The organism is Bradyrhizobium sp. AZCC 2176 (genome assembly GCF_036924645.1).
GTDB lineage: Bacteria > Pseudomonadota > Alphaproteobacteria > Rhizobiales > Xanthobacteraceae > Bradyrhizobium.
Genome location: NZ_JAZHRX010000001.1, coordinates 1,198,223 through 1,215,919 on the forward strand (window position 1 = coordinate 1,198,223; position 17,697 = coordinate 1,215,919).

Genomic DNA, 17,697 nt, shown 5'->3' on the forward strand with positions numbered 1-17,697 from the left:
CCGGAGGAACTTATGCTCGCGAAAGCCTTAGTCATAGCCATGGCAGCAGATATTGCCCGTTCAGATTATGCCAAGCCGACCTTGATTCGCAGCCGCAGCCGCGAGTGGCTGATCGCCTGCCGTTGGGGACCGGAGGGCGAATATCTCTCGATCGCGACGGCTGGCCCGATCACGGAGCCTCTCGCACTGGTTGCACCGCAAATGATCGCACCGATCCATAGCCTGGTCGGCGTGCTGGTTTCCGAATCGGAATCGCAATCCACCAGCACGTTTCTGTTGGTGCGCCAGTTGCCTGCTGCGATCGAGCTTGCCGGCACATTTTTTCCGGCCGATGGCTACGTGCTGTTGCAGGACCACGGCGATATCCATCTCGTCTGCAAGGCGCGCTATTCACATAGCTGCGGCTGGCTCGACGGCAAGGAGATCCGCAAGGACATTCCCGATCCGGCCCCCTATTCGGCCGAGGCAATGTGCTGGCATATCGAAGCGACGCGACGCGACTGGATCGGCGAGTTCATTCCCGGCAGCAGGCCGCCGGAGCGGCTTGCGATTCGCGCGACCGGTTGACGCCTGTGATCGCACCACCGGGAAATGGGGCGGCATGGGATTGCCGCTCGTCTTCCTGCGGAAGACTATCCTCGCTAGGTAACCTCCGCTGCTCACCACGATCGACGATATTGAGACGCGCAACCGTGGCCTTCGCCCTGAGAGTTCGACCGGCGATGCTTTCAACCAGCCTTGCGATGCAAAGCCGCACGCGCGGACTGGTCGTTCGCGCATAAGCCTTGAGAACGCGCAAGGCGCCAGGCTCGGCGAGCAAGTGAACCGGTGAATTCAAGCCGGGAGATTCAGCTCGGGAAGATTCGAACAACTCGCCGACCGAAACGCCCAGCACGGAAGCGATTTGCGACAAACGGCTGGCGCCAACCCGGTTCGTGCCCCGCTCATACTTCTGCACATGTTGAAAGGTAACGCCGATTCGTTCCGCAAGCATGGTTTGGCTCATGCCGCGGTCGACCCGAAATATGCGAATCCTCGCGCCCACCATCGCATCGAGCGGGCCACACGTCCTCGTCGCCATGGGCAGGCTCCCAACTGTTCAAGCTGGGAGCCTAACACAACCTCAGGGACCTGCGGGCGCTAATTTGCGATCACAGGAAGCGCTTTTACGCGCTGCTCGATCTCGACGTGGTCAATCGTCAGCCGGCCTTTCGGGTCGATCGCCGCCTTCATGGCCGGCGGGTGGCCGGTTTCGAGAAAGTGCTGCAGGACGGCACGGCTCTCGTCCGAAAGCGCAAACAGCCCGCGCATCAATTCAAAGAATCCCGGTTCTTCCGCCACATAGAGCAGTTCGCGCAATTCCGCGCCGGTATATTGTCCCAATGCCGTCAAAAGCCATTCGGTTTGGTCATTCGGATCGCTCTCAGGCACGCGATTCAGATAGTAGACAACCGATTCCGCACTCATTTCATCCCCCGGTACCTCGATAGCCCACAGGCCCCCCGCTCCCGGACGGCTTTCTGGCAGCTAACTCCCGAGCCTAACATTGCTTGGGCCTTCGTGATTTCAGCGTGATCGCAAACGCGGCAGCGCACGAAACTCAATTCCGCAGTTCCCGCCTGGGAGTGTGCCGAACCGGTGCAGTCAGTCAGGTGCAGCCTGGCGCAGTATTCTTCCGCCGCACGACCGCCACCGGGGTTTTCCGTTGCCCCCAACCGCCTAACCCCGAAGTTAGAAGACCTTCGCGATGGCGCGCTGCGCGTCCTGCTGAATCGCCTTCAGATGGCTCTGGTCCCGGAAACTCTCGGCGTAGATCTTGTAGACGTCTTCGGTGCCCGATGGACGCGCGGCGAACCATCCCGCCTCGGATTCAACCTTGATGCCGCCAAACGACTGATCGTTACCCGGTGCCCGGGTCCTGATCGCGCTGACCGGATCGCCGGCGAGCTGGCGCATGTCGAGTTGCTCCGGCGCGAGCGCCTTCAGTGCGCTTTTCTGTTTCGGCGTCGCCGGCACGTCGATCCGCTCGTAGTGGGGCACGCCGAGTTCGGCTGTGAGGGTGGCGAACAACTGGCTTGGGTCGCGGCCGGTGCGCGCCAGGATTTCGGCGGCGAGCAGTCCCATCACCATGCCGTCCTTGTCGGTCGTCCAGACCGAGCCGTCGCGCTTGAGGAACGACGCGCCGGCGCTTTCCTCACCGGCCAATCCGAACGCACCGGTGCCGAGGCCTTCGACGAACCATTTGAAGCCGACCGGGGTTTCGACCAGCTTGCGGTTCAACTTCCTTGCGACACGGTCGATGATCGAGCTGGAGACGATGGTTTTGCCGATCGCAGCCTCGCTGCCCCATTGCGGCCGATGCTCGAACAGATAGGCGATCGCAGCCGCAAGAAAATGATTCGGGTTCATCAAGCCGCCGGTGCGCGTCACGATGCCGTGCCGATCGGCATCGGTGTCGTTGGCAAAGGCGACGTCGAATCTGTCGCGCATCGCAATGAGGCTCGCCATCGCGAACGGCGAGGAACAATCCATGCGGATTTTTCCATCCCAGTCCGCCGTCATGAAACGGAACGTCGGATCGACGGCGTCATTGACGATGGTCGCATCGATTCCATAACGCTCGATCAGCGGCGCCCAGTAGTGAACGGCCGCGCCGCCGAGCGGATCGATGCCGATCTTGACGCCGGAGGACTTGATCAGCGCCATGTCCAAGGCATTGCCGAGATCGGCGATGTAGGGACTGACGTAGTCGTGCCGATGCGTCGTGGGCGCCTTGCGGGCGCGCGCATACGGCATCCGCGCAACGCCCTTCATGTCGGCTTCCATGTAGGCGTTGGCGGCCTTTTCGACCTTGGCCGTCACGTCGGTGTCGGCCGGGCCGCCATGCTGCGGATTGTATTTGTAGCCGCCATCCTCGGGCGGATTGTGCGAGGGCGTGATGACAACGCCATCGGCAAATCCGCTCGTGCGACCCTTGTTGTAGCTCAGGATCGCATGCGAGATAACGGGCGTCGGCGTGTAACCGCCGTGCGCGTCGACCATGATGTCGACACCGTTGGCCGCAAACACTTCCACGGCGCTCGCCAGCGCGGGCTCGGCGAGCGCGTGGGTATCGATGCCGACGAACAGCGGGCCGGTCAGCCCGGTTTCACGGCGGTGGTCGCAGATCGCCTGCGTCGTCGCCAGGATATGATTTTCGTTGAACGAGTTCTTCAGCGAGGTCCCGCGATGCCCCGAGGTTCCGAAGGCAACGCGCTGCGTGGGATCGGACGGGTCCGGTTTCGACGCGAAATAGGCCGTGACCAACTGCGGCACGTTGACGAGGGAGGCTGGATCGACCGGTTTGCCGGCAGCAGGATTGGGGGCAGTCACATGACCTCACGGAATAAGTGGTTTCGCCTGACTATACGTAGAAGCGATGGCATGGGCAAAGTTGAGCATGGCACCTCCGACGCAAGCCGATGCAGCCACCTCTAGTAAACGTTGCGCTGCCGAGACAGTTTCCTGTCGCCGTGCGCGAAATATGGGTTGTTCAGGCACTGCGCCGCGCGGCCCGATGCAGATGCCGCGCACTGCGCCAGCGAAGTAAAGCTGCAGTCGATATAATTGCCGTCAATGCCGTAGGTTTGCAGGCAAACCGGGTAGCTTGGATCATAGGTCTGGGCGCGCGCGGGCGCGACGACCAGCATCGTTCCGACTGTTAGAATTGCGGAAGCCAATGGGCGCATTGGGGATCCTTCGGGACAAGTGAACAAGACAACGGGGAACTTGGCTACATCCGCAAACAGATAGGAGCTAATAGAAAATCAGCCACCTCAAAGAGTCGCTCGCTTGGCGCTCTCGGGCAGATCGGAAGCTCCGCGATATCGTGTTCAGCGGCCCCTCGTGAACTGTACGCTCCGGGGCGTTCAGCAGTTTGTGGACGGCTGCTACGCCGGCAGGGTGCTCGCTCCGTATCTCAGATTTGTTGGAGCAGGACCGGCCGATTCGCCGCAACTCGCCTGGTAAGTTTGCAAAGCGAGGCGCATGTCCTCGGGCAACCCAATCGATTTGTGATCCACCAGCGAAGTCGTCACCGTCACGAAGGTGGCGCGTACGCACTCGGCGCCATCCTTGAACGCGTGAACCGTAAGCTTCACCGAGCTGCGTCCGATATCGCGCACGATGACCGCGACGTCGAGAACGTCACCCATGCTGCTGGGCTTGGCGAAATCCGCCGAGACGTGCGCATAGCCGAGGCCGGTCCTGCGTGTTCCAACCAGCTCATGATAGGGAATTGCCAGCGCGTCGCCGTACCAATCCTCGATCACGCCGTTGAACAAATTGAGATATTCCGGCGTGTAGACGATTCCGGCCGGATCGCAGGATCGGGATAGGGGGGAGCCTCTCGGCTCCTCCCCTCCCACACCACCGTACGTACGGGTCCGTATACGGCGGTTCGGTGGATTATGCATGTCGTAGTTCTGTGATGGAAGTCAGGCCGAGTGAACCGAAGAAAGCAATTGGCATTGCAGTGGTGAGCGCGGGGCTGCTTGCGAGCCGCCAAGGGCCACGCGGGCTTCCGGCGGTTCGCGCCGCCAGGTCCCGGCCGACGCCGCAGCGTCGCAGCTCGGCAAAGCGAGCAGGTCCACACTTCCATTGCTTCCAGGCGATGGCGCGCAACCGCCGCCTGATCCATTCCTCAAGCGCGCGCAACACCGACGGGGTTTGGCAGAAGCCGAAGTAACCCCGCCACCCGATGAGGTAGACCGACAGCTCCTTGACGATCTGCGCAAGGCTTCGTCCACGCGTGCGCCGCGTCAGCTCCCGAATTCTCGCCTTGAAGCGGGCGATGGCCTGCGGCGCAACGCGCCGTCGCGGCTTTCGTCCACTCGTGTAGCTGAAGCCCAGGAACTTGCGAACGCTCGGTTTGGCAACCGCACTCTTGGCTTTGTTGACCTTGAGCTTGAGGCGCTTCTCGATGAACCGCTCGATCCCGGCCAGCACCCGCTCGCCCGCCTTCTGACTGCGCACATAGATGTTGCAATCGTCGGCGTAGCGCACGAAGCGATGGCCGCGTTTCTCCAGTTCCTTGTCCAGCACATCCAGCATCAGGTTCGACAACAGCGGCGAGAGCGGCCCACCCTGCGGCGTGCCTTCCTCCGTCGGGCTGACAAGGCCTCCTTCCATCGCACCCGCGGTCAGAAAGCCGCGGATCAGCTTCAGGATGCGTTTGTCGGCAACCCGCTTGGCAACAAGCCCCATCAGGATATCGTGGTTGACCCGGTCGAAGAACTTCTCCAGGTCGATGTCCACGACGATGGCGTGTCCGGACGCAATATACGTCTGCGCCCGCTCTACCGCCTGATGCGCCGAGCGCTTCGGCCGGAAGCCGAAGCTCGTCTCGGAGAACGTTCCGTCCCAGTCGGCTTGCAGCACCTGCATCACCGCCTGCTGGATAAAGCGGTCGAGCACCGTCGGAATGCCGAGCAGCCGCATGCCACCCGACGGCTTCGGTATCTCGACGCGCCACACCGGCTGCGGCTTGTAGATGCCTTCAAGCAACTGGACCCGAACCGTAGGCCAGTGCTCCTTCAGGTAGGCCGACAAGTCATCGACATTCATACCGTCAATGCCTGCCGTACCTTTGTTGCGCTTCACTCGCGCCAACGCTTTCTTCAGGTTCTCACGCTCAACCACGTCTTCCATCGACGGTCCCGCAACCGCCGGGCGTTCGGGACAGGCTCTCGCCGGGCGCGCTTCGGGCTCTCGGGCGGCGGCGCTTCGGGCTTCACCCTCCGCTCCGGTGCCCAAGTTCAGCTCGACCTGGTTCTTCTGCCGCATGGCTCGCACGAGATCGCCGCTCTACTAACCGCTTCCACCGTTCAGGCCTTCGGCGGCGCGCTGCCGCCTACTACGCCCTCTGCTGACTTCTGCGCTGCGGTCAGGCCGCCTTGCGGCGGCCTCAGTCCCAAAGCTGGGACGCAGCGCAGACCTCCCGAGGTAAGACCGACCGCCTTCACCGCACGCCCGCCGGATCTACCACCCCGACCTTTGATGACCATGGACTTCGCGATTGGCTGCTCGCTCGTCCGGCCGGGCAGGCCTCGTTATCCGGTGTTTGTCCATCGGGCCGCGGCTTTGCTCCACGCTTTCTTCAGACCCCACCTCGCGGTGACGCCCTTGCGCTTCGCTAGTCCTTCGCCGTCATCAGGCTAGACAGAGGACTTCCACCTCCAAGCTGTCGTTCATACTCGGCACACAGCCGAAGCGCACCCGCAGGCGCGTGCGCCAAATGCCGCTCGGCAGCTCGGAAAGCGTCAAGGGTTCAAAACGGGCCATACACAAGGCGCTCATTTAGTTTAGGCCTAAAGCATTGTTTTTATAGCCGGGCCGGCTCGCAGAGTCGAGCATTTGAAGTCTCCGCACGCCGCGTCCCGACTCTCAATCGGCGATTCCGCGTTGAGGCACAGCACTGCATTTTTCCGGAAATTCAGGTGGTTTTCTGCATGGACGGGGGGCCGCGCCGCTTGCCTCGCCACGATGTCCTCTACTACGGTCGTGGGTGGCGCAGGCAACCGAACCGAGAGCAGAATCGTTCAGGCCCCTCTTGCGTCGGGCACTTGATTTGGTCCTAAAGGATTTGCACGTTCATTTCAGAACCTTTGCGCCGATCCGCTCGGCTGCACCACGGGGAACGTCGGGAGGCATGGGGTTGATGGCCGGCAAGGAAATCGCGCTGATCGACGAAGAGAACATGACGGGCGAAGACACCGATAACCGCGCCCAGGTCAGGTTATGGCTTCGCCTCCTCGCCTGTACGTCGTTGATCGGCACCGAGCTTCGCCGTCAGTTCCGGGAAGAGTTCGACTTCACAATGCCGCGCTTTGACGTGCTGGCGCAGCTCGATCGTGAGCCCGTTGGGCTGGTGCTGGGTGAGCTGCCAAAGCGGTTGATGGTCACCGCCGGAAATCTGACCCCGATCGTGGATCGCCTGGTCGAAGACGGCTTCATCACGCGGTCGCCGTCACCGCTCGACCGTCGCGTGCAGATCGTCTGCATGACGGCCGAGGGCAGGAAGGCGTTCAGGCGGATGGCGAAGAAGCATGGGCTTTGGCTGGCTTCGCTGCTTGCCGAGGTTCCGAAAGGGCGGCTCGACGGATTGGTCAAGGAGCTCGACGACCTGAAGAACGCCGTGAAGCGCGCGACGGAGCAGGCCCGCGCCTGATCCCGCGCGCCGCAAGGCTAGCGACGCAGCTTGTATCCCGCCGCATCGCGATCCCAGATGCCGGGAATCCTCCCGGCCTCGCGCAGCGCAACCTTTCGTATTTTGCCGTTCTCGGTCAGCGGCATTTCGGAGACGATCCGGACGAACCGCGGAACCGCGAAATAGGCCATCTTGCCCTCGCAATGCCTGACCACATCAATCGGCTCCAGCGCATGCCCGGGTTCGAGCTGGACGGCCGCCGCAACTTCATCCTCGCCGAGCTCGGAGGGCAGCGGATAGATGGCGCAGGCAGCGATCGCCGGATGCTTCAGCAGCACCTGCTCCACCTCCCAGGACGAAACATTCTCGCCGCGCCGGCGGATTGAATCCTTGATCCGGTCGACGAAGCGGTAGTGGCCGTCCGCATCGCGCACCACCCGGTCGCCAGTATGAAACCAGAGATTTCGCCACGCTTCGGCCGTCTTGTCCGCCATTCCGAAATAGCCCGTCGCGAACGCGAGCGGCTCGCGCGATCGTAGCAGCAGCTCGCCGGCCTCCCCGTCAGGCAGAGGTTCATCGCCAGGACCGACGATGCAGGCCTCGATGCCCTCGACGAGATGGCCCATGGTGCCGGGGCGATCGGACGGGATCGTGCCCGCGAACACGAAATTCGTTTCGGTCGAACCGTAGCCATCGAGCAGCGGCACGCCGAAGCGTTCGAGAAACGGCCCGTGAAATTGACCGGGGACGCCGCCGCCGAGCGCGACCCGCAGGAAATGCGCGGTGTCCTCGTCGGATTTCGGCTGCGCCAGCAGCATCACGGCCATCGCACCGAGGAGATAGCCGACGGTTGCCTGGTGCTGTCGCGCAGATGCCCAGAAACCGGAAGCGGAGAATTTCGGCTCGAGCGCAAAGGTGCAGCCGTTCAGGAGCGCCTGATAGAAAGCGTTCAGCGCATTGGTGTGGAACAGCGGCAGCGTCGTGAACAGTACATCACCCTCGCGGATGCCGAGCGCGCGCGCCGAATAGACGCCCCACCAGAACATCTGCGCCTGCGGGCAGCAGACACCCTTGGAAGGACCCGTGGTGCCCGACGTATAGAGGATCGCGACCGTGTCGCCGGGCCGTACGGGCGCCGGCGCAACTCCCTCGCCAAGCGCAGGCAGGGGCAAGATCGATTGCGGCGCGACCAACAGCGCGGCGCTTTCCCCGATCATCCAGATAAGATCCGGCGGCGCGATATCGCGTTCCAGCGTTTCGATCGCCGGCACAAAGCCAGACTCGATCACCAGCAGTTTCGGCGTGGAGTTGCGCAGGATGTGGCCGAGCTGAATGCCGCGCAGCGCGGTGTTGATCGGCACGGTCACGGCACCCATCCAGGCGCAGCCGAGATAGACCTCCAGGAATTCCGGCCGGTTCGAGCACATCAGCGCGACGCGGTCGCCGGCCCGAATTCCGGCGCGCATCAGGCGCGCCGCGGATGCGGCGGCGATTGCGGCCGTCTCCGCATAGCTCCATCGTGTTTCGCCGAAGACAAACAGCGTACGATCGCGGTATTGCGCGGCCTGCCGCGTCAGGATGGTCGAGAGTATGCGATCCGCCGGCGGGAAACGTTCAGCCGCCAGCGACCAGATCGACGCGCCCCGCCGCTGCCTGGCCGCGCTGCTATCACCTGCCTGCACACGCACCTCCTGGGTTTCGCCGGGCTGATCTGCGACAGATCGCACTTGGCCGACGAGATAGTTTAGGCTTAAAGTATTCACGAAAGTTGCCGCCGCAGCAAGGGGCTGCGCGCGGGTTCCGGCTGTCATCCCTCCGGCGGTGGCCGCAGCCGACGAACAGGAGCGACGTCTGCAATGAGCCTCGACACGCCGTATCGATCGCCGTCCGATGCCTTCGCGGCCACGGCTGCAAGGCGGCCGGACGCGCCATTCCTGCTGGCGCCTGCAAGCGCAGGACTGCCCTATGCGCTGGAAGGATTCAAGATCGAATACGGGGCATTCAAGACCGAGGTTGATCGGCTGCGCGCGGAATACGCGGCCGCTGGCTATGGGCGCGGGGCGCGGGTTGCGTTGCTGCTCGAAAATCGTCCGGTCTTCTTCCTCCATTGGCTTGCGCTCAATGCGCTCGGGGTTTCGATCGTTCCGATCAACCCCGACGTCCGGCCCGACGAATTGTCCTTCCAGCTTGAGCTGTCGCATGCCGATCTGCTGGTGGCGACGCCGGATCGCATGCAGGTGACGAAAGGGGCGGCACTCGGGCGCGCCCGCTTGATCGATACCGACAGCCGCATCCCGCCGTGCCAGATGGATGTCGCCGCCCAGGACGGTGAATTCAACGGCGAATGCGCGCTGCTGTTTACTTCAGGCAGCACCGGCAAGCCAAAGGGCTGCATGCTCTCGAACCGCTATTTTCTACAGGTCGCCGATTGGTACCTCGCGCAAGGTGGCGTGGCCGGGCTGCAGCCGGACCGCGAGATCAACCTGACGCCGCTGCCGATGTTTCACATGAACGCGCTCGGCTGCAGCGCCGTCGGCATGATGGTGCTCGGCGGCGCCGTGGTGCCGCTCGACCGCTTTCACGCCAACCGCTGGTGGCAGTGCGTGGCCGACAGCGGCGCGACCGTCGTGCATTGTCTGGGCGTCATCCCCGCCATCCTGCTGCAACTGCCGGTGACCGAGGTGGAACGGCAGCATCGCGTGCGCTTCGCGTTTGCGCCCGGCGTCGATGTCCGCCACCGCGCCACCTTTGAGGAGCGCTACCGCATCCCGATCGTCGAGGCCTGGGCGATGACCGAAACCGGCGGAGCGGCGGCTACCACCACCGCGCGCGAGCCGGCCGGGTTTGGCGCGCGTTGCGTCGGCCGACCATCTAAAGGCATGGAGTATCGCCTCGTTGACGACCAGGGCGCCGATGTCGCGCCTGGAAAACCCGGCGAACTGCTGGTCCGCGCCAAGGGCGAGGATATCAGAGCCGGTTTCTTCAGCGGCTATCTGAAGGACGAGGAAGCCACTGAAGCGGCGTGGCAGGACGGCTGGTTCCACACCGGAGACCTGGTCTTCGCCGATGAAGACGGGCTGATGTATTTCTTCGATCGCAAGAAGACCATCGTGCGGCGCAGCGGTGAGAACATCGGTGTGCTCGAGGTCGAAAGCGCGCTTTACATGGACACCCGTGTCGGCGGCTGCGCGGTAACACCCGTTCCCGACGACATCCGCGGCGAGGAGGTTTTCGCGTTCATCGTGCCGAACGCGGAGATCGATGACGCCGACGCGCTCGCGGTCTCGATCGTAAAGACCTGCGCTGAGCGTCTCGCCTACCACAAGGTACCCGGCTACATCGCCATCGTCGACGAGCTTCCGCTATCGTCAACGCGCAAGCTCGCCAGGGGCGAGATCAAGGCGCTCGCCGCTGCGGCCGTCAGCAACAAACGCGCGATCGACATTCGCGCGCTCAAGGCGAAGCTGCGCCACGCCTGAGCGATCTCGCTGGCTGCCGCCATCACGGCAGCAGCTTGTATGCTCCGTTTTTGATCTGGACCAGAATGCGTGCGCGGCTGTCGACGCCGTGGCGGTCGGCCGGCGTGAAGCTGTAGATGCCGTGCGTGCCGACAACGTCCTTGGTCGTAAACAGCGCCTCGCGCAATGCGTTACGGAAGGCCGGCGTGCCCGGCGTCGCCCCTGTCGCTTTTGCACGCCTGGCGGCATCCATGAACACCAGCCAGCCATCAAAGGCATAGGGCGAAAACCCGTCGGTCGGCGCCTCGCCGTTGGCCTTCTCATAGGCGGCGCGGAACGCAAGCCCGACCTTGCGGGTCGGATTGCTCTCGGGAAGCTGCTCGGCTGCCGTTATCGGCCCGGTCGGGCAGATGATGCCCTCGGCCGATTTGCCGGCAAGCCGCAGCAAGTCGGCGCTGATCATCCCATTGTTGCCATAGAGCGGTCCCTTGTAGCCACGCTCGGACAGCGTAATCACCGGCAACGCGCCCGGCGTCCCGGTCCCACCCAGCATGATCGCATCGGGTCGCGCCGAGATCGCACGCAGCACCTGCGCGGTGACTGAATTGTCGGAACGCGCGTAGCGCTCATTCGCAACCACCTTGATATTGGCCGCTTCAGCAGTTTGCAGCAGGGCGTTATAGAACAGATCGCCGAGGGCGTCGGAGAAGCCGAGAAACGCCACCGTTTTCACGTTGCGGCTCTTCATGTGATCGACGATGCCTTGAATGAGAAGCGGCATCGGCTGCGGCGTTTGCACGACCCATGGCCCGCCCTCTCCGGCCGGCACCGGCGCGATCGGCGAAACCGCCACCATCGGCACCTTCATCTCGATCGCCGCGGTGGCCATCGCAAGCGTCTGCGGCGCACCTGATGTGCCGATCAGGAAGTCGACCTTTTCCTGCTCGACCAGCTTGCGGGCGTTGCGCGTCGACGCGGCCGGGTCGGAGCCGTCGTCGAGCTGGATGACGCGAACTTTCTCGCCGTCGATCTCGCCGATATACGCTTGGCCTGCGGCCAATCCCTTGGCGTTCGGCACGCCGATCGAGGACACCGGCCCGCTCAGGCCGGTGATGAAACCGACGATAATTTCGGCGCGCACCGGCGCGACCGCGCCGAGCAGAAGCGCGGCGCCGATCAACAAAGTCTTGCTTTTCATGATGTCACTCGATGTGGGAGATGGAGGCTCAACCCTGCCCGGGCACCAGCGCAAGCACGCGCAGCGGACTGCCGGAGCCGTTCTGGATCTTGAGCGGCGCGGCCACGATCACCGCGCCGGTCGGCGGAAGCTGATCGAGATTGCACAGGCATTGCAGGCCGTAACGCCCGCCGCCGTGCAGGAAATGGTGCGCCGGATAGGGCGGATCGAGATGACCGGCCTGTCCGGCATCAGTCCCGATCGTCTCGGTGCCGAGGCCGATGATGCCGCGCTCCTCGACCAGCCAGCGCATCACGGTGGCATCCGGCCCGGGCGTGTGCGCGCCGTCGTCCTTCAAATTGGCGTAGTCGCGCCAGCCTTTCTTCGACCAGTCGGTGCGCAGCAATACCCAGTGCCGTTCCGGAATCCGCCCGTGGCTTTTTTCCCAGGCTTCAATGACCGGTATCGTCAAAAGGAAATCCGCGTCCTTTGCGGCCTGCGCCGAGCAATCGATCACGCAGGCCGGCGCGATCATGTCGCGCACCGGCAGCGTATCGACCGAATTGTTCGGCAGATCCTTGCCGGTAAACCAGTGGATCGGCGCGTCGAAATGCGTGCCGGTGTGCTCGCCGAAGGTCAGGTTGTTCCAGTACCAGGCAGGACCACTCGCGTCATAGCGCGAAATCTGCTGGATGCGGACGGGCGCGGCCTGGCCGAACTCGGGCGGCAGTACGATGACGGGGAAGTCCGGGCTGAGCGTAAACGTCAGGTCGACGATGCGCACCGCGCCGGATGCAACCGCGCCGGCAAATTGCGTGAGACCATTGCTGTCCATTGCGCTTCTCCCGTTTCTAGCAAACCCGCCTACGCCCCGAGTTCACGCTCGACCGCCTTGGGGTTGGCCGCAAGGCGCTGACGAATATCCTCGGCGACATCGCCTACGAACACATCTTCAAGTCCGCGCTTGAGCGCCGACACGATCGCGCTCGCGACCGCGCGGGGCGCGACCTTCGGCGGCGGCACCGTCTGGAACCACTCGATATCGAGCGGCCCGGTAAACACGTTCACCACCTTGACGCCGCCGGGGCGAAGCTCCGCCCGCAGGCAGTGCGACAGGGAGAGGCAAGCAGCCTGCGACGCCGAATACGCACCGAACACCGGCCAGTTTGCGAGCGCATAGACAGAGAGGATATTGACCCAGGCGGCGGCGCTGTTGACGCCATCGGAGCCCCGCATTCGCATCGCGGGTCCAAACGCCTGCGCCAGATGCACGAAGCCGAGATAGCTCTGGTCGATCTCGTCGCGCACGACGCTGGTGCCCTGACGATCGAGCAGGCCGCCGGCGCGGACATGCTCGGCGGTATTCACGAGGATATCGACCTTGCCGCCGATATCGGCCGCGAGATCCGCGACGGATTTTTCGTCGCCGATATCGAGCGGCACGATCTCGACTCCCTCCAGCGCCTGCAACGCGTCCTCGCCGGGAAACGGCTTCCACGGTTCGGCGACACCGACGAACACGATCGAAGCGCCGGCCGCCTTCAACGCGGCCACCGCTTCCTGACCGACGATGCTCCGCCCGTTTGTCACCAGAACGCGCCGGAATTTCGGATCGGCGGTCATCTCACGCCACTGCCTGTCGTCCGTCATGTTGGGGGTCTCACGTTCGGGGTACGCGAAGGCCACGGCCTGCCCGCTCTTGTCCAATTGAAACGACATCACGACCGGCCGCCCTTCTTCGCAATCCGCGTGCAGGTGCGTCACCAGCTTGGGTCCGCATTCCATCGCGACCAGCCCGACGCGCCATGGCGCGCGCTCGCGGAAATGCACGTCGGCCGGAATATGCAGCGTGGTTTCGCTCAGGAGCGTGCCGCGCCGCGGCGCGTCCGCAAAGACGAGATCGGCGGACAGGCACGCCGGACAGGCGTCGCGCGCGGGATAGCAGAACGTGCCGCAGGCGCCGCAGCGCTGCAGCATGAAGCGGCCTTCGGCGGCTGCCCGCGTAAAACCGTGCGACGCGCGGCTGCGCGCGCGTGGCGGCGACGTCGGCAGCCGCGTCCGCTTCAGCGGATTCTTTCGGCGCGGCTTTGCTATCGGCTCGATCATGCGCCCGGTCCTGCGAGAATCGCCGCGCCCGAGGCGAGGCCGCGATCATAATTGATCATACCAAAACCCGACGCCAATCCGACGCGCGCATCCCTGACCTGCGTCGGACCGGCCTGACCAAGCACCTGGCGCAGCGCCTCGACCACGCCGAGATAGGCGCCGCCCGCGCCGGCCTGCCCGACCGAGAGCTGCCCGCCGGATGTGTTGTGCGGGAAGCTGCCGTCGATCGTGAGATCATGCTGCCGGACGAAATCCGGCCCCTCACCCTTGCGGCAGAAGCCGAGATCCTCGAACTGCATCATCGAAATGACGGGATAGTCGTCATAGGTCTCGACGAAGTCGAGATCATCCGGCTTGACGCCGGCCATCGCATAAAGCTCGTCGATGTCCATCGCCCAACCGCCCCGCACCTGAACGGGATCGTCGCCGAACGCATTGTGGCGCTCGATCGTGGCGAGAATTTTGGCGGCGGGCAGCTTCAGCGAAGTGGCGACGTCCTCGCTCATCACCAGGAAGGCCTCCGCGCCGGCGCACGGCATCACGCAATCGAACAAATGGATCGGGTCGGCGATCGGCCGCGCCGACATGTATTGCTCGATCGTCAGCGGCGCTTTCATCAGCGCATGGGGATTGCGAAGCGCGTTGTGGCGCTGGGCGACGGCGATCTTGCCAAAGTCCTCGCGCCGCGCGCCGAACGTGCGCATGTAATTGCGTGCGATCAGCGCAAAGCTCGCATTGGCGCCGCCGGCGCCGTAGGGATAGACGGCATCCTGGTTGAAGCGCGAGAAATTCTCGAGCGTGTAGCGGAAGGAATCGACGTGGTTGGTATCGCCCGCCACGCAGGCCACGATGCGGGCGTCGCCCGCCTGCACCGCCCGCGCGGCGCGCCGGAGCGCGGCAATCGCGCTCGCGCCCCCAAGCGGAATGGTGTCGAGCCATCGCACGCACAGTCCGAAATGCTGGGTGAGACCGATCCCGCTGTCGAGCCCCGCCGTGAAACTCGAAACACAGAACCCGTCGATATCGCGCGGCGTGATCCCGGCGCCATCCACCAGCGCCTTCAGCGCGCGGCCGATCCACCACTGCGCGCTCTCGATCGAATAGCGCACATAGGGGATCGTCACCGGAACCGCCATCACGACCCGATCATATGGTGTTCGGATGGAGCTCTGCATCGGACTACCGGGTTCCTGTGAGCCGTTCAGAGCACGGTCAACTTGACGTCGATATTGCCGCGCGTCGCGTTGGAATAAGGGCAGCGCTCGTGGGCGCCGGCAACGATTTCCTCGGCGACGGATTTCTCCAGTCCGGGGAGCAGCACCTTGAGCTCGACGGTGAGCGCGTAGCCGACCGCGACCGGTCCCATACCGACCTTCGCGGTGATGGTCGGCTCCGCCGACGGCGTGATGTTACGGGTGCGCGCGACGAGTTTTACCGCGCCGAGGAAGCACGCCGCATAACCGGCAGCAAAAAGCTGCTCCGGATTGGTTCCCGGTCCGCCTGGCCCGCCCAGAGATTTCGGCAGCGACAGCGACACCGACAACAACCCGTCGTCGCTCGCGGCCTTGCCGTCGCGCCCGCCGGTCGCCGTCACTTCGGCTTCATACAGAATCTTGTCTGGCTGCAGCATGTCTTGTCCTCAAGGGCTCTTTGGTCTGTCGGCCTGCGTGCGCGCCACGGTGGCGCGGAAATCCTGGCGGGCGCGGTCGTTGGCCAGCGCGAAGCTCGGTCCGCGGCTCGGCTCGGTACCGTTGAGGCGCTGCAACTGCACCCACATCTCGGCGCTCTTCAACGCCACCGCCGCACAGTTGACCACCGGCGCATGACCGATCTTGAAGCCATGCTCGCTCGCAATAAGGAGACCGGGCAACACGCCAGCCGGAATGATGACATCGGCGCCGCGATCGACGAGCGGCTGGGCGCAGGCCGCAAACTCGGTCAGCATGCGCGCCTTTGCCGCCGCATCTCCCGCGAATGCGGCACTGAAATCCTCCGGACGGCAGCCCATCCCGGTGACATGCATCACGCGGCCGGAGAGTCCGTAACGATCGGCCTGCTCGTAATGCCAGACCTCGAAGGCGGTATCGAGCGTGACGAGGCCGAGGCGGCGCCCAAGCTGCGAGGCCGCGAGCAGCGTCGCCTCGCCCGTCCCGACGACCGGAATCGTGAGCGCGGAGCGCAGTTCGTACAATCCTGGATCCTGGAAGTGGCCCATGACATAGGCGTCGAAACCGTTCTCCTGCGCCGCGAGCCCATTGTCGACCGCCTGGATCGCACAACGGAATTCGCTCAGGCGGCCGAAATCACGATCAGCGGGCGTGATGCCCTCAACATGGACGCTGGTGCCGGGCGCCGCGATCTCGTTCAGATAGGCCGCAAGCCGCGCCATGTAGGGCGCGCTCGTGGCCTGGTCGACGAAGCTCTGCCAGAAGATGCGCACAGCGGGTATCCTGTTCACAGGCTAAGCGTGCCGGTCCTCGAACCTTCGCGTCATTGAGAGGCCTGACGACACGCACATGCCGGTCGCTGCGAACACACGCCACAGCGTGGCGCCATTCCATCGACCGAAATATTTCAACCACAAAATAATTTTGGCGTCAATTGAACCGCGCGCCGAAGCGTTCTGCGCGCGACACGGTCGAGTGCCGAAACGACAGGCAGGTAGCGCCTCACCCTTTTGCACAGGCGAATTCAGCCTTCGCGCCGGCGCGCGCTGCCGCAAACTTTTTCCGCGAGGCACGAAACTGGTGTATTGACCTTCGGTCGAGAAATACTTTAGGCTTTAAACAATTGACAGCATCGGCGCCTGGGCGGACGGACGTCGCATTGGTAGTTGCGTTGATAAAGGCTCATCAATCGTGGCTGAGATCATCAACCTCGGAACAGCAGGCGCTGCCGGCGAATTGCCATTCGCGCCGGTCGAGCGGGGCATTTCAGTTTCAGGGCATCCGGGCAGCGATGAACTCGCGGACCAGGCCGGCGAAAGCCTCCGGCATCTGATCGGGAAGCGGCACCATGCCTCCTGAGAGCTCACGCAAGATGCTGCCTTCGATAGCTTCAGCGACCTTCGGAGCCACCGGATGAACATGCGGATCGCCCGTCGGAGCAATGACCAGCGTGGGACAGTGGATCTGCCCCAGACGGTCCTCCATCCGATAGCGATTCACCACCCGATGGCCTTCCGCCGCCATCTCGCCGGCCCGCAGCGCGTCGATCATGAAGCGCTGCAGCAGATCGATATCGTCAGCCGGATAGAATGGCTGCCGGCGCGCCCAGAGCTCAGCGAGATGGGCGCCATCGGTACGCGCTTTCACATCGTCGATGACGCGCGTGCCGTGATGTTTGGCCCGGCGCGCCGCATCGACGAAAGGACAGGCCGAGAGCACCAGCGCGCTCACGCGCGCAGGCACGGAGGCTGCCATTTCGACCGCGATCACCGCACCGGTATGATGGCCCACGATCGCGGCGTGCGGTTCTTCCAGCGCATCAAGCAGCGCGAACGCGCCCTCGGCCCACAGTTCAATCGAAGGATCGCCGGGAGGCCGATCGGAATCCCCGAAGCCGAGCGTATCCATCGCGATCGTGCGGAAATCGCGGCCGAGCAGCGGCAGCACATCACGGTACTCGTCCCACGACCGCGGCGTCTGATGCAGCAGGAGAACGGGAAAACCGGTTCCCGCCATGGCGACGTGGATGCGGCCCAAGCGCGTCGTGACGAAGCGGCGCTCGACGTTGGAACCGGTTCTGCTGGCACTCATTTCATAACTCCA

Annotated in this window: 17 protein-coding genes; 3 read left to right on the forward strand and 14 right to left on the reverse strand. The window is 63.9% G+C overall.

Annotated elements, in window-relative coordinates; all coding sequences use genetic code 11:
• Positions 1–39 precede the first annotated feature (39 nt).
• Positions 40–567 (forward strand): hypothetical protein, encoded by a 528-nt coding sequence (locus V1288_RS05275; RefSeq protein ID WP_334356067.1) that lies wholly within the window; start codon positions 40–42, stop codon positions 565–567.
• On the opposite strand, the gene V1288_RS05280 is transcribed toward V1288_RS05275, so the two are convergent.
• The 6 genes from V1288_RS05280 to ltrA form a co-directional block, all read right to left on the reverse strand.
• Positions 515–1,081, reverse strand: a complete 567-nt coding sequence (locus V1288_RS05280; protein WP_334356068.1) for a helix-turn-helix domain-containing protein — start codon at positions 1,079–1,081, stop codon at positions 515–517. The two genes, V1288_RS05275 and V1288_RS05280, sit on opposite strands and share 53 nt — an antisense overlap.
• 59 nt (positions 1,082–1,140) lie before the next feature.
• Complete coding sequence (locus V1288_RS05285) at positions 1,141–1,467, reverse strand: hypothetical protein (protein ID WP_334356069.1); 327 nt, start codon at positions 1,465–1,467, stop codon at positions 1,141–1,143.
• A gap of 264 nt (positions 1,468–1,731) precedes the next feature.
• Entirely contained in the window at positions 1,732–3,372 is a 1,641-nt protein-coding gene (gene pgm / locus V1288_RS05290; protein ID WP_334356070.1) for a phosphoglucomutase (alpha-D-glucose-1,6-bisphosphate-dependent), read from the reverse strand.
• A 101-nt stretch (positions 3,373–3,473) separates the two neighbouring features.
• Entirely contained in the window at positions 3,474–3,728 is a 255-nt protein-coding gene (locus V1288_RS05295) for a DUF3551 domain-containing protein (RefSeq protein ID WP_334356071.1), read from the reverse strand.
• A 201-nt stretch (positions 3,729–3,929) separates the two neighbouring features.
• Positions 3,930–4,322 (reverse strand): acyl-CoA thioesterase, encoded by a 393-nt coding sequence (locus V1288_RS05300; protein WP_334356072.1) that lies wholly within the window; start codon positions 4,320–4,322, stop codon positions 3,930–3,932.
• A 124-nt stretch (positions 4,323–4,446) separates the two neighbouring features.
• Positions 4,447–5,823 carry a group II intron reverse transcriptase/maturase gene (gene ltrA / locus V1288_RS05305; RefSeq protein ID WP_334355225.1) on the reverse strand — a complete coding sequence of 459 codons (1,377 nt, stop codon included), beginning with the start codon at positions 5,821–5,823 and terminating at the stop codon, positions 4,447–4,449.
• Between the two features lie 874 nt (positions 5,824–6,697).
• Here ltrA and V1288_RS05310 point away from each other — a divergent pair.
• Positions 6,698–7,207: a MarR family winged helix-turn-helix transcriptional regulator gene (locus tag V1288_RS05310; protein WP_334356073.1), complete on the forward strand. Its 510-nt coding sequence runs from the start codon at positions 6,698–6,700 to the stop codon at positions 7,205–7,207.
• A 17-nt stretch (positions 7,208–7,224) separates the two neighbouring features.
• Here V1288_RS05310 and V1288_RS05315 read toward each other — a convergent pair whose 3' ends face one another.
• Positions 7,225–8,868, reverse strand: a complete 1,644-nt coding sequence (locus V1288_RS05315) for an ATP-dependent acyl-CoA ligase (RefSeq protein ID WP_334356074.1) — start codon at positions 8,866–8,868, stop codon at positions 7,225–7,227.
• Positions 8,869–9,042: 174 nt separating this feature from the next.
• Between V1288_RS05315 and V1288_RS05320 the strand changes: the two genes are divergently transcribed.
• Positions 9,043–10,665, forward strand: coding sequence for an AMP-binding protein (locus V1288_RS05320; protein WP_334356075.1), 1,623 nt, complete (start codon positions 9,043–9,045; stop codon positions 10,663–10,665).
• Between the two features lie 22 nt (positions 10,666–10,687).
• On the opposite strand, the gene V1288_RS05325 is transcribed toward V1288_RS05320, so the two are convergent.
• The 7 genes from V1288_RS05325 to V1288_RS05355 all read right to left on the reverse strand — a co-directional run bounded on the left by V1288_RS05325 (position 10,688) and on the right by V1288_RS05355 (position 17,685).
• On the reverse strand, positions 10,688–11,842 hold the full coding sequence (locus tag V1288_RS05325) for an ABC transporter substrate-binding protein (RefSeq protein ID WP_334356076.1): 1,155 nt from the start codon (positions 11,840–11,842) through the stop codon (positions 10,688–10,690).
• A 28-nt stretch (positions 11,843–11,870) separates the two neighbouring features.
• A complete protein-coding gene (locus V1288_RS05330; protein WP_334356077.1) occupies positions 11,871–12,656 on the reverse strand; it encodes a cyclase family protein in 786 nt (261 codons plus the stop codon).
• Between the two features lie 29 nt (positions 12,657–12,685).
• A complete protein-coding gene (locus tag V1288_RS05335; protein ID WP_334356078.1) occupies positions 12,686–13,927 on the reverse strand; it encodes an SDR family NAD(P)-dependent oxidoreductase in 1,242 nt (413 codons plus the stop codon).
• Positions 13,924–15,102 (reverse strand): thiolase family protein, encoded by a 1,179-nt coding sequence (locus V1288_RS05340; RefSeq protein ID WP_334356079.1) that lies wholly within the window; start codon positions 15,100–15,102, stop codon positions 13,924–13,926. The genes V1288_RS05335 and V1288_RS05340 overlap by 4 nt, the downstream gene beginning before the upstream one ends.
• Positions 15,103–15,128: 26 nt before the next feature.
• Positions 15,129–15,557: an organic hydroperoxide resistance protein gene (locus tag V1288_RS05345; RefSeq protein WP_334356080.1), complete on the reverse strand. Its 429-nt coding sequence runs from the start codon at positions 15,555–15,557 to the stop codon at positions 15,129–15,131.
• A 9-nt stretch (positions 15,558–15,566) separates the two neighbouring features.
• Positions 15,567–16,367, reverse strand: coding sequence for an aspartate/glutamate racemase family protein (locus V1288_RS05350; protein ID WP_334356081.1), 801 nt, complete (start codon positions 16,365–16,367; stop codon positions 15,567–15,569).
• A 499-nt stretch (positions 16,368–16,866) separates the two neighbouring features.
• A complete protein-coding gene (locus V1288_RS05355; protein ID WP_334356082.1) occupies positions 16,867–17,685 on the reverse strand; it encodes an alpha/beta fold hydrolase in 819 nt (272 codons plus the stop codon).
• Positions 17,686–17,697: the final 12 nt, after the last annotated feature.

Coding starts and splice junctions, on each gene's coding strand:
- V1288_RS05325 (WP_334356076.1), bottom strand. CDS start 11,842: ATGAAAAGCAAGACTTTGTTGATCGGCGCCGCGCTTCTGCTCGGCGCG.
- V1288_RS05310 (WP_334356073.1), top strand. CDS start 6,698: ATGGCCGGCAAGGAAATCGCGCTGATCGACGAAGAGAACATGACGGGC.
- V1288_RS05340 (WP_334356079.1), bottom strand. CDS start 15,102: ATGCAGAGCTCCATCCGAACACCATATGATCGGGTCGTGATGGCGGTT.
- V1288_RS05345 (WP_334356080.1), bottom strand. CDS start 15,557: ATGCTGCAGCCAGACAAGATTCTGTATGAAGCCGAAGTGACGGCGACC.
- V1288_RS05330 (WP_334356077.1), bottom strand. CDS start 12,656: ATGGACAGCAATGGTCTCACGCAATTTGCCGGCGCGGTTGCATCCGGC.
- ltrA (WP_334355225.1), bottom strand. CDS start 5,823: ATGCGGCAGAAGAACCAGGTCGAGCTGAACTTGGGCACCGGAGCGGAG.
- V1288_RS05295 (WP_334356071.1), bottom strand. CDS start 3,728: ATGCGCCCATTGGCTTCCGCAATTCTAACAGTCGGAACGATGCTGGTC.
- V1288_RS05335 (WP_334356078.1), bottom strand. CDS start 13,927: ATGATCGAGCCGATAGCAAAGCCGCGCCGAAAGAATCCGCTGAAGCGG.
- V1288_RS05280 (WP_334356068.1), bottom strand. CDS start 1,081: ATGGCGACGAGGACGTGTGGCCCGCTCGATGCGATGGTGGGCGCGAGG.
- V1288_RS05275 (WP_334356067.1), top strand. CDS start 40: ATGGCAGCAGATATTGCCCGTTCAGATTATGCCAAGCCGACCTTGATT.
- V1288_RS05285 (WP_334356069.1), bottom strand. CDS start 1,467: ATGAGTGCGGAATCGGTTGTCTACTATCTGAATCGCGTGCCTGAGAGC.
- V1288_RS05320 (WP_334356075.1), top strand. CDS start 9,043: ATGAGCCTCGACACGCCGTATCGATCGCCGTCCGATGCCTTCGCGGCC.
- V1288_RS05355 (WP_334356082.1), bottom strand. CDS start 17,685: ATGAGTGCCAGCAGAACCGGTTCCAACGTCGAGCGCCGCTTCGTCACG.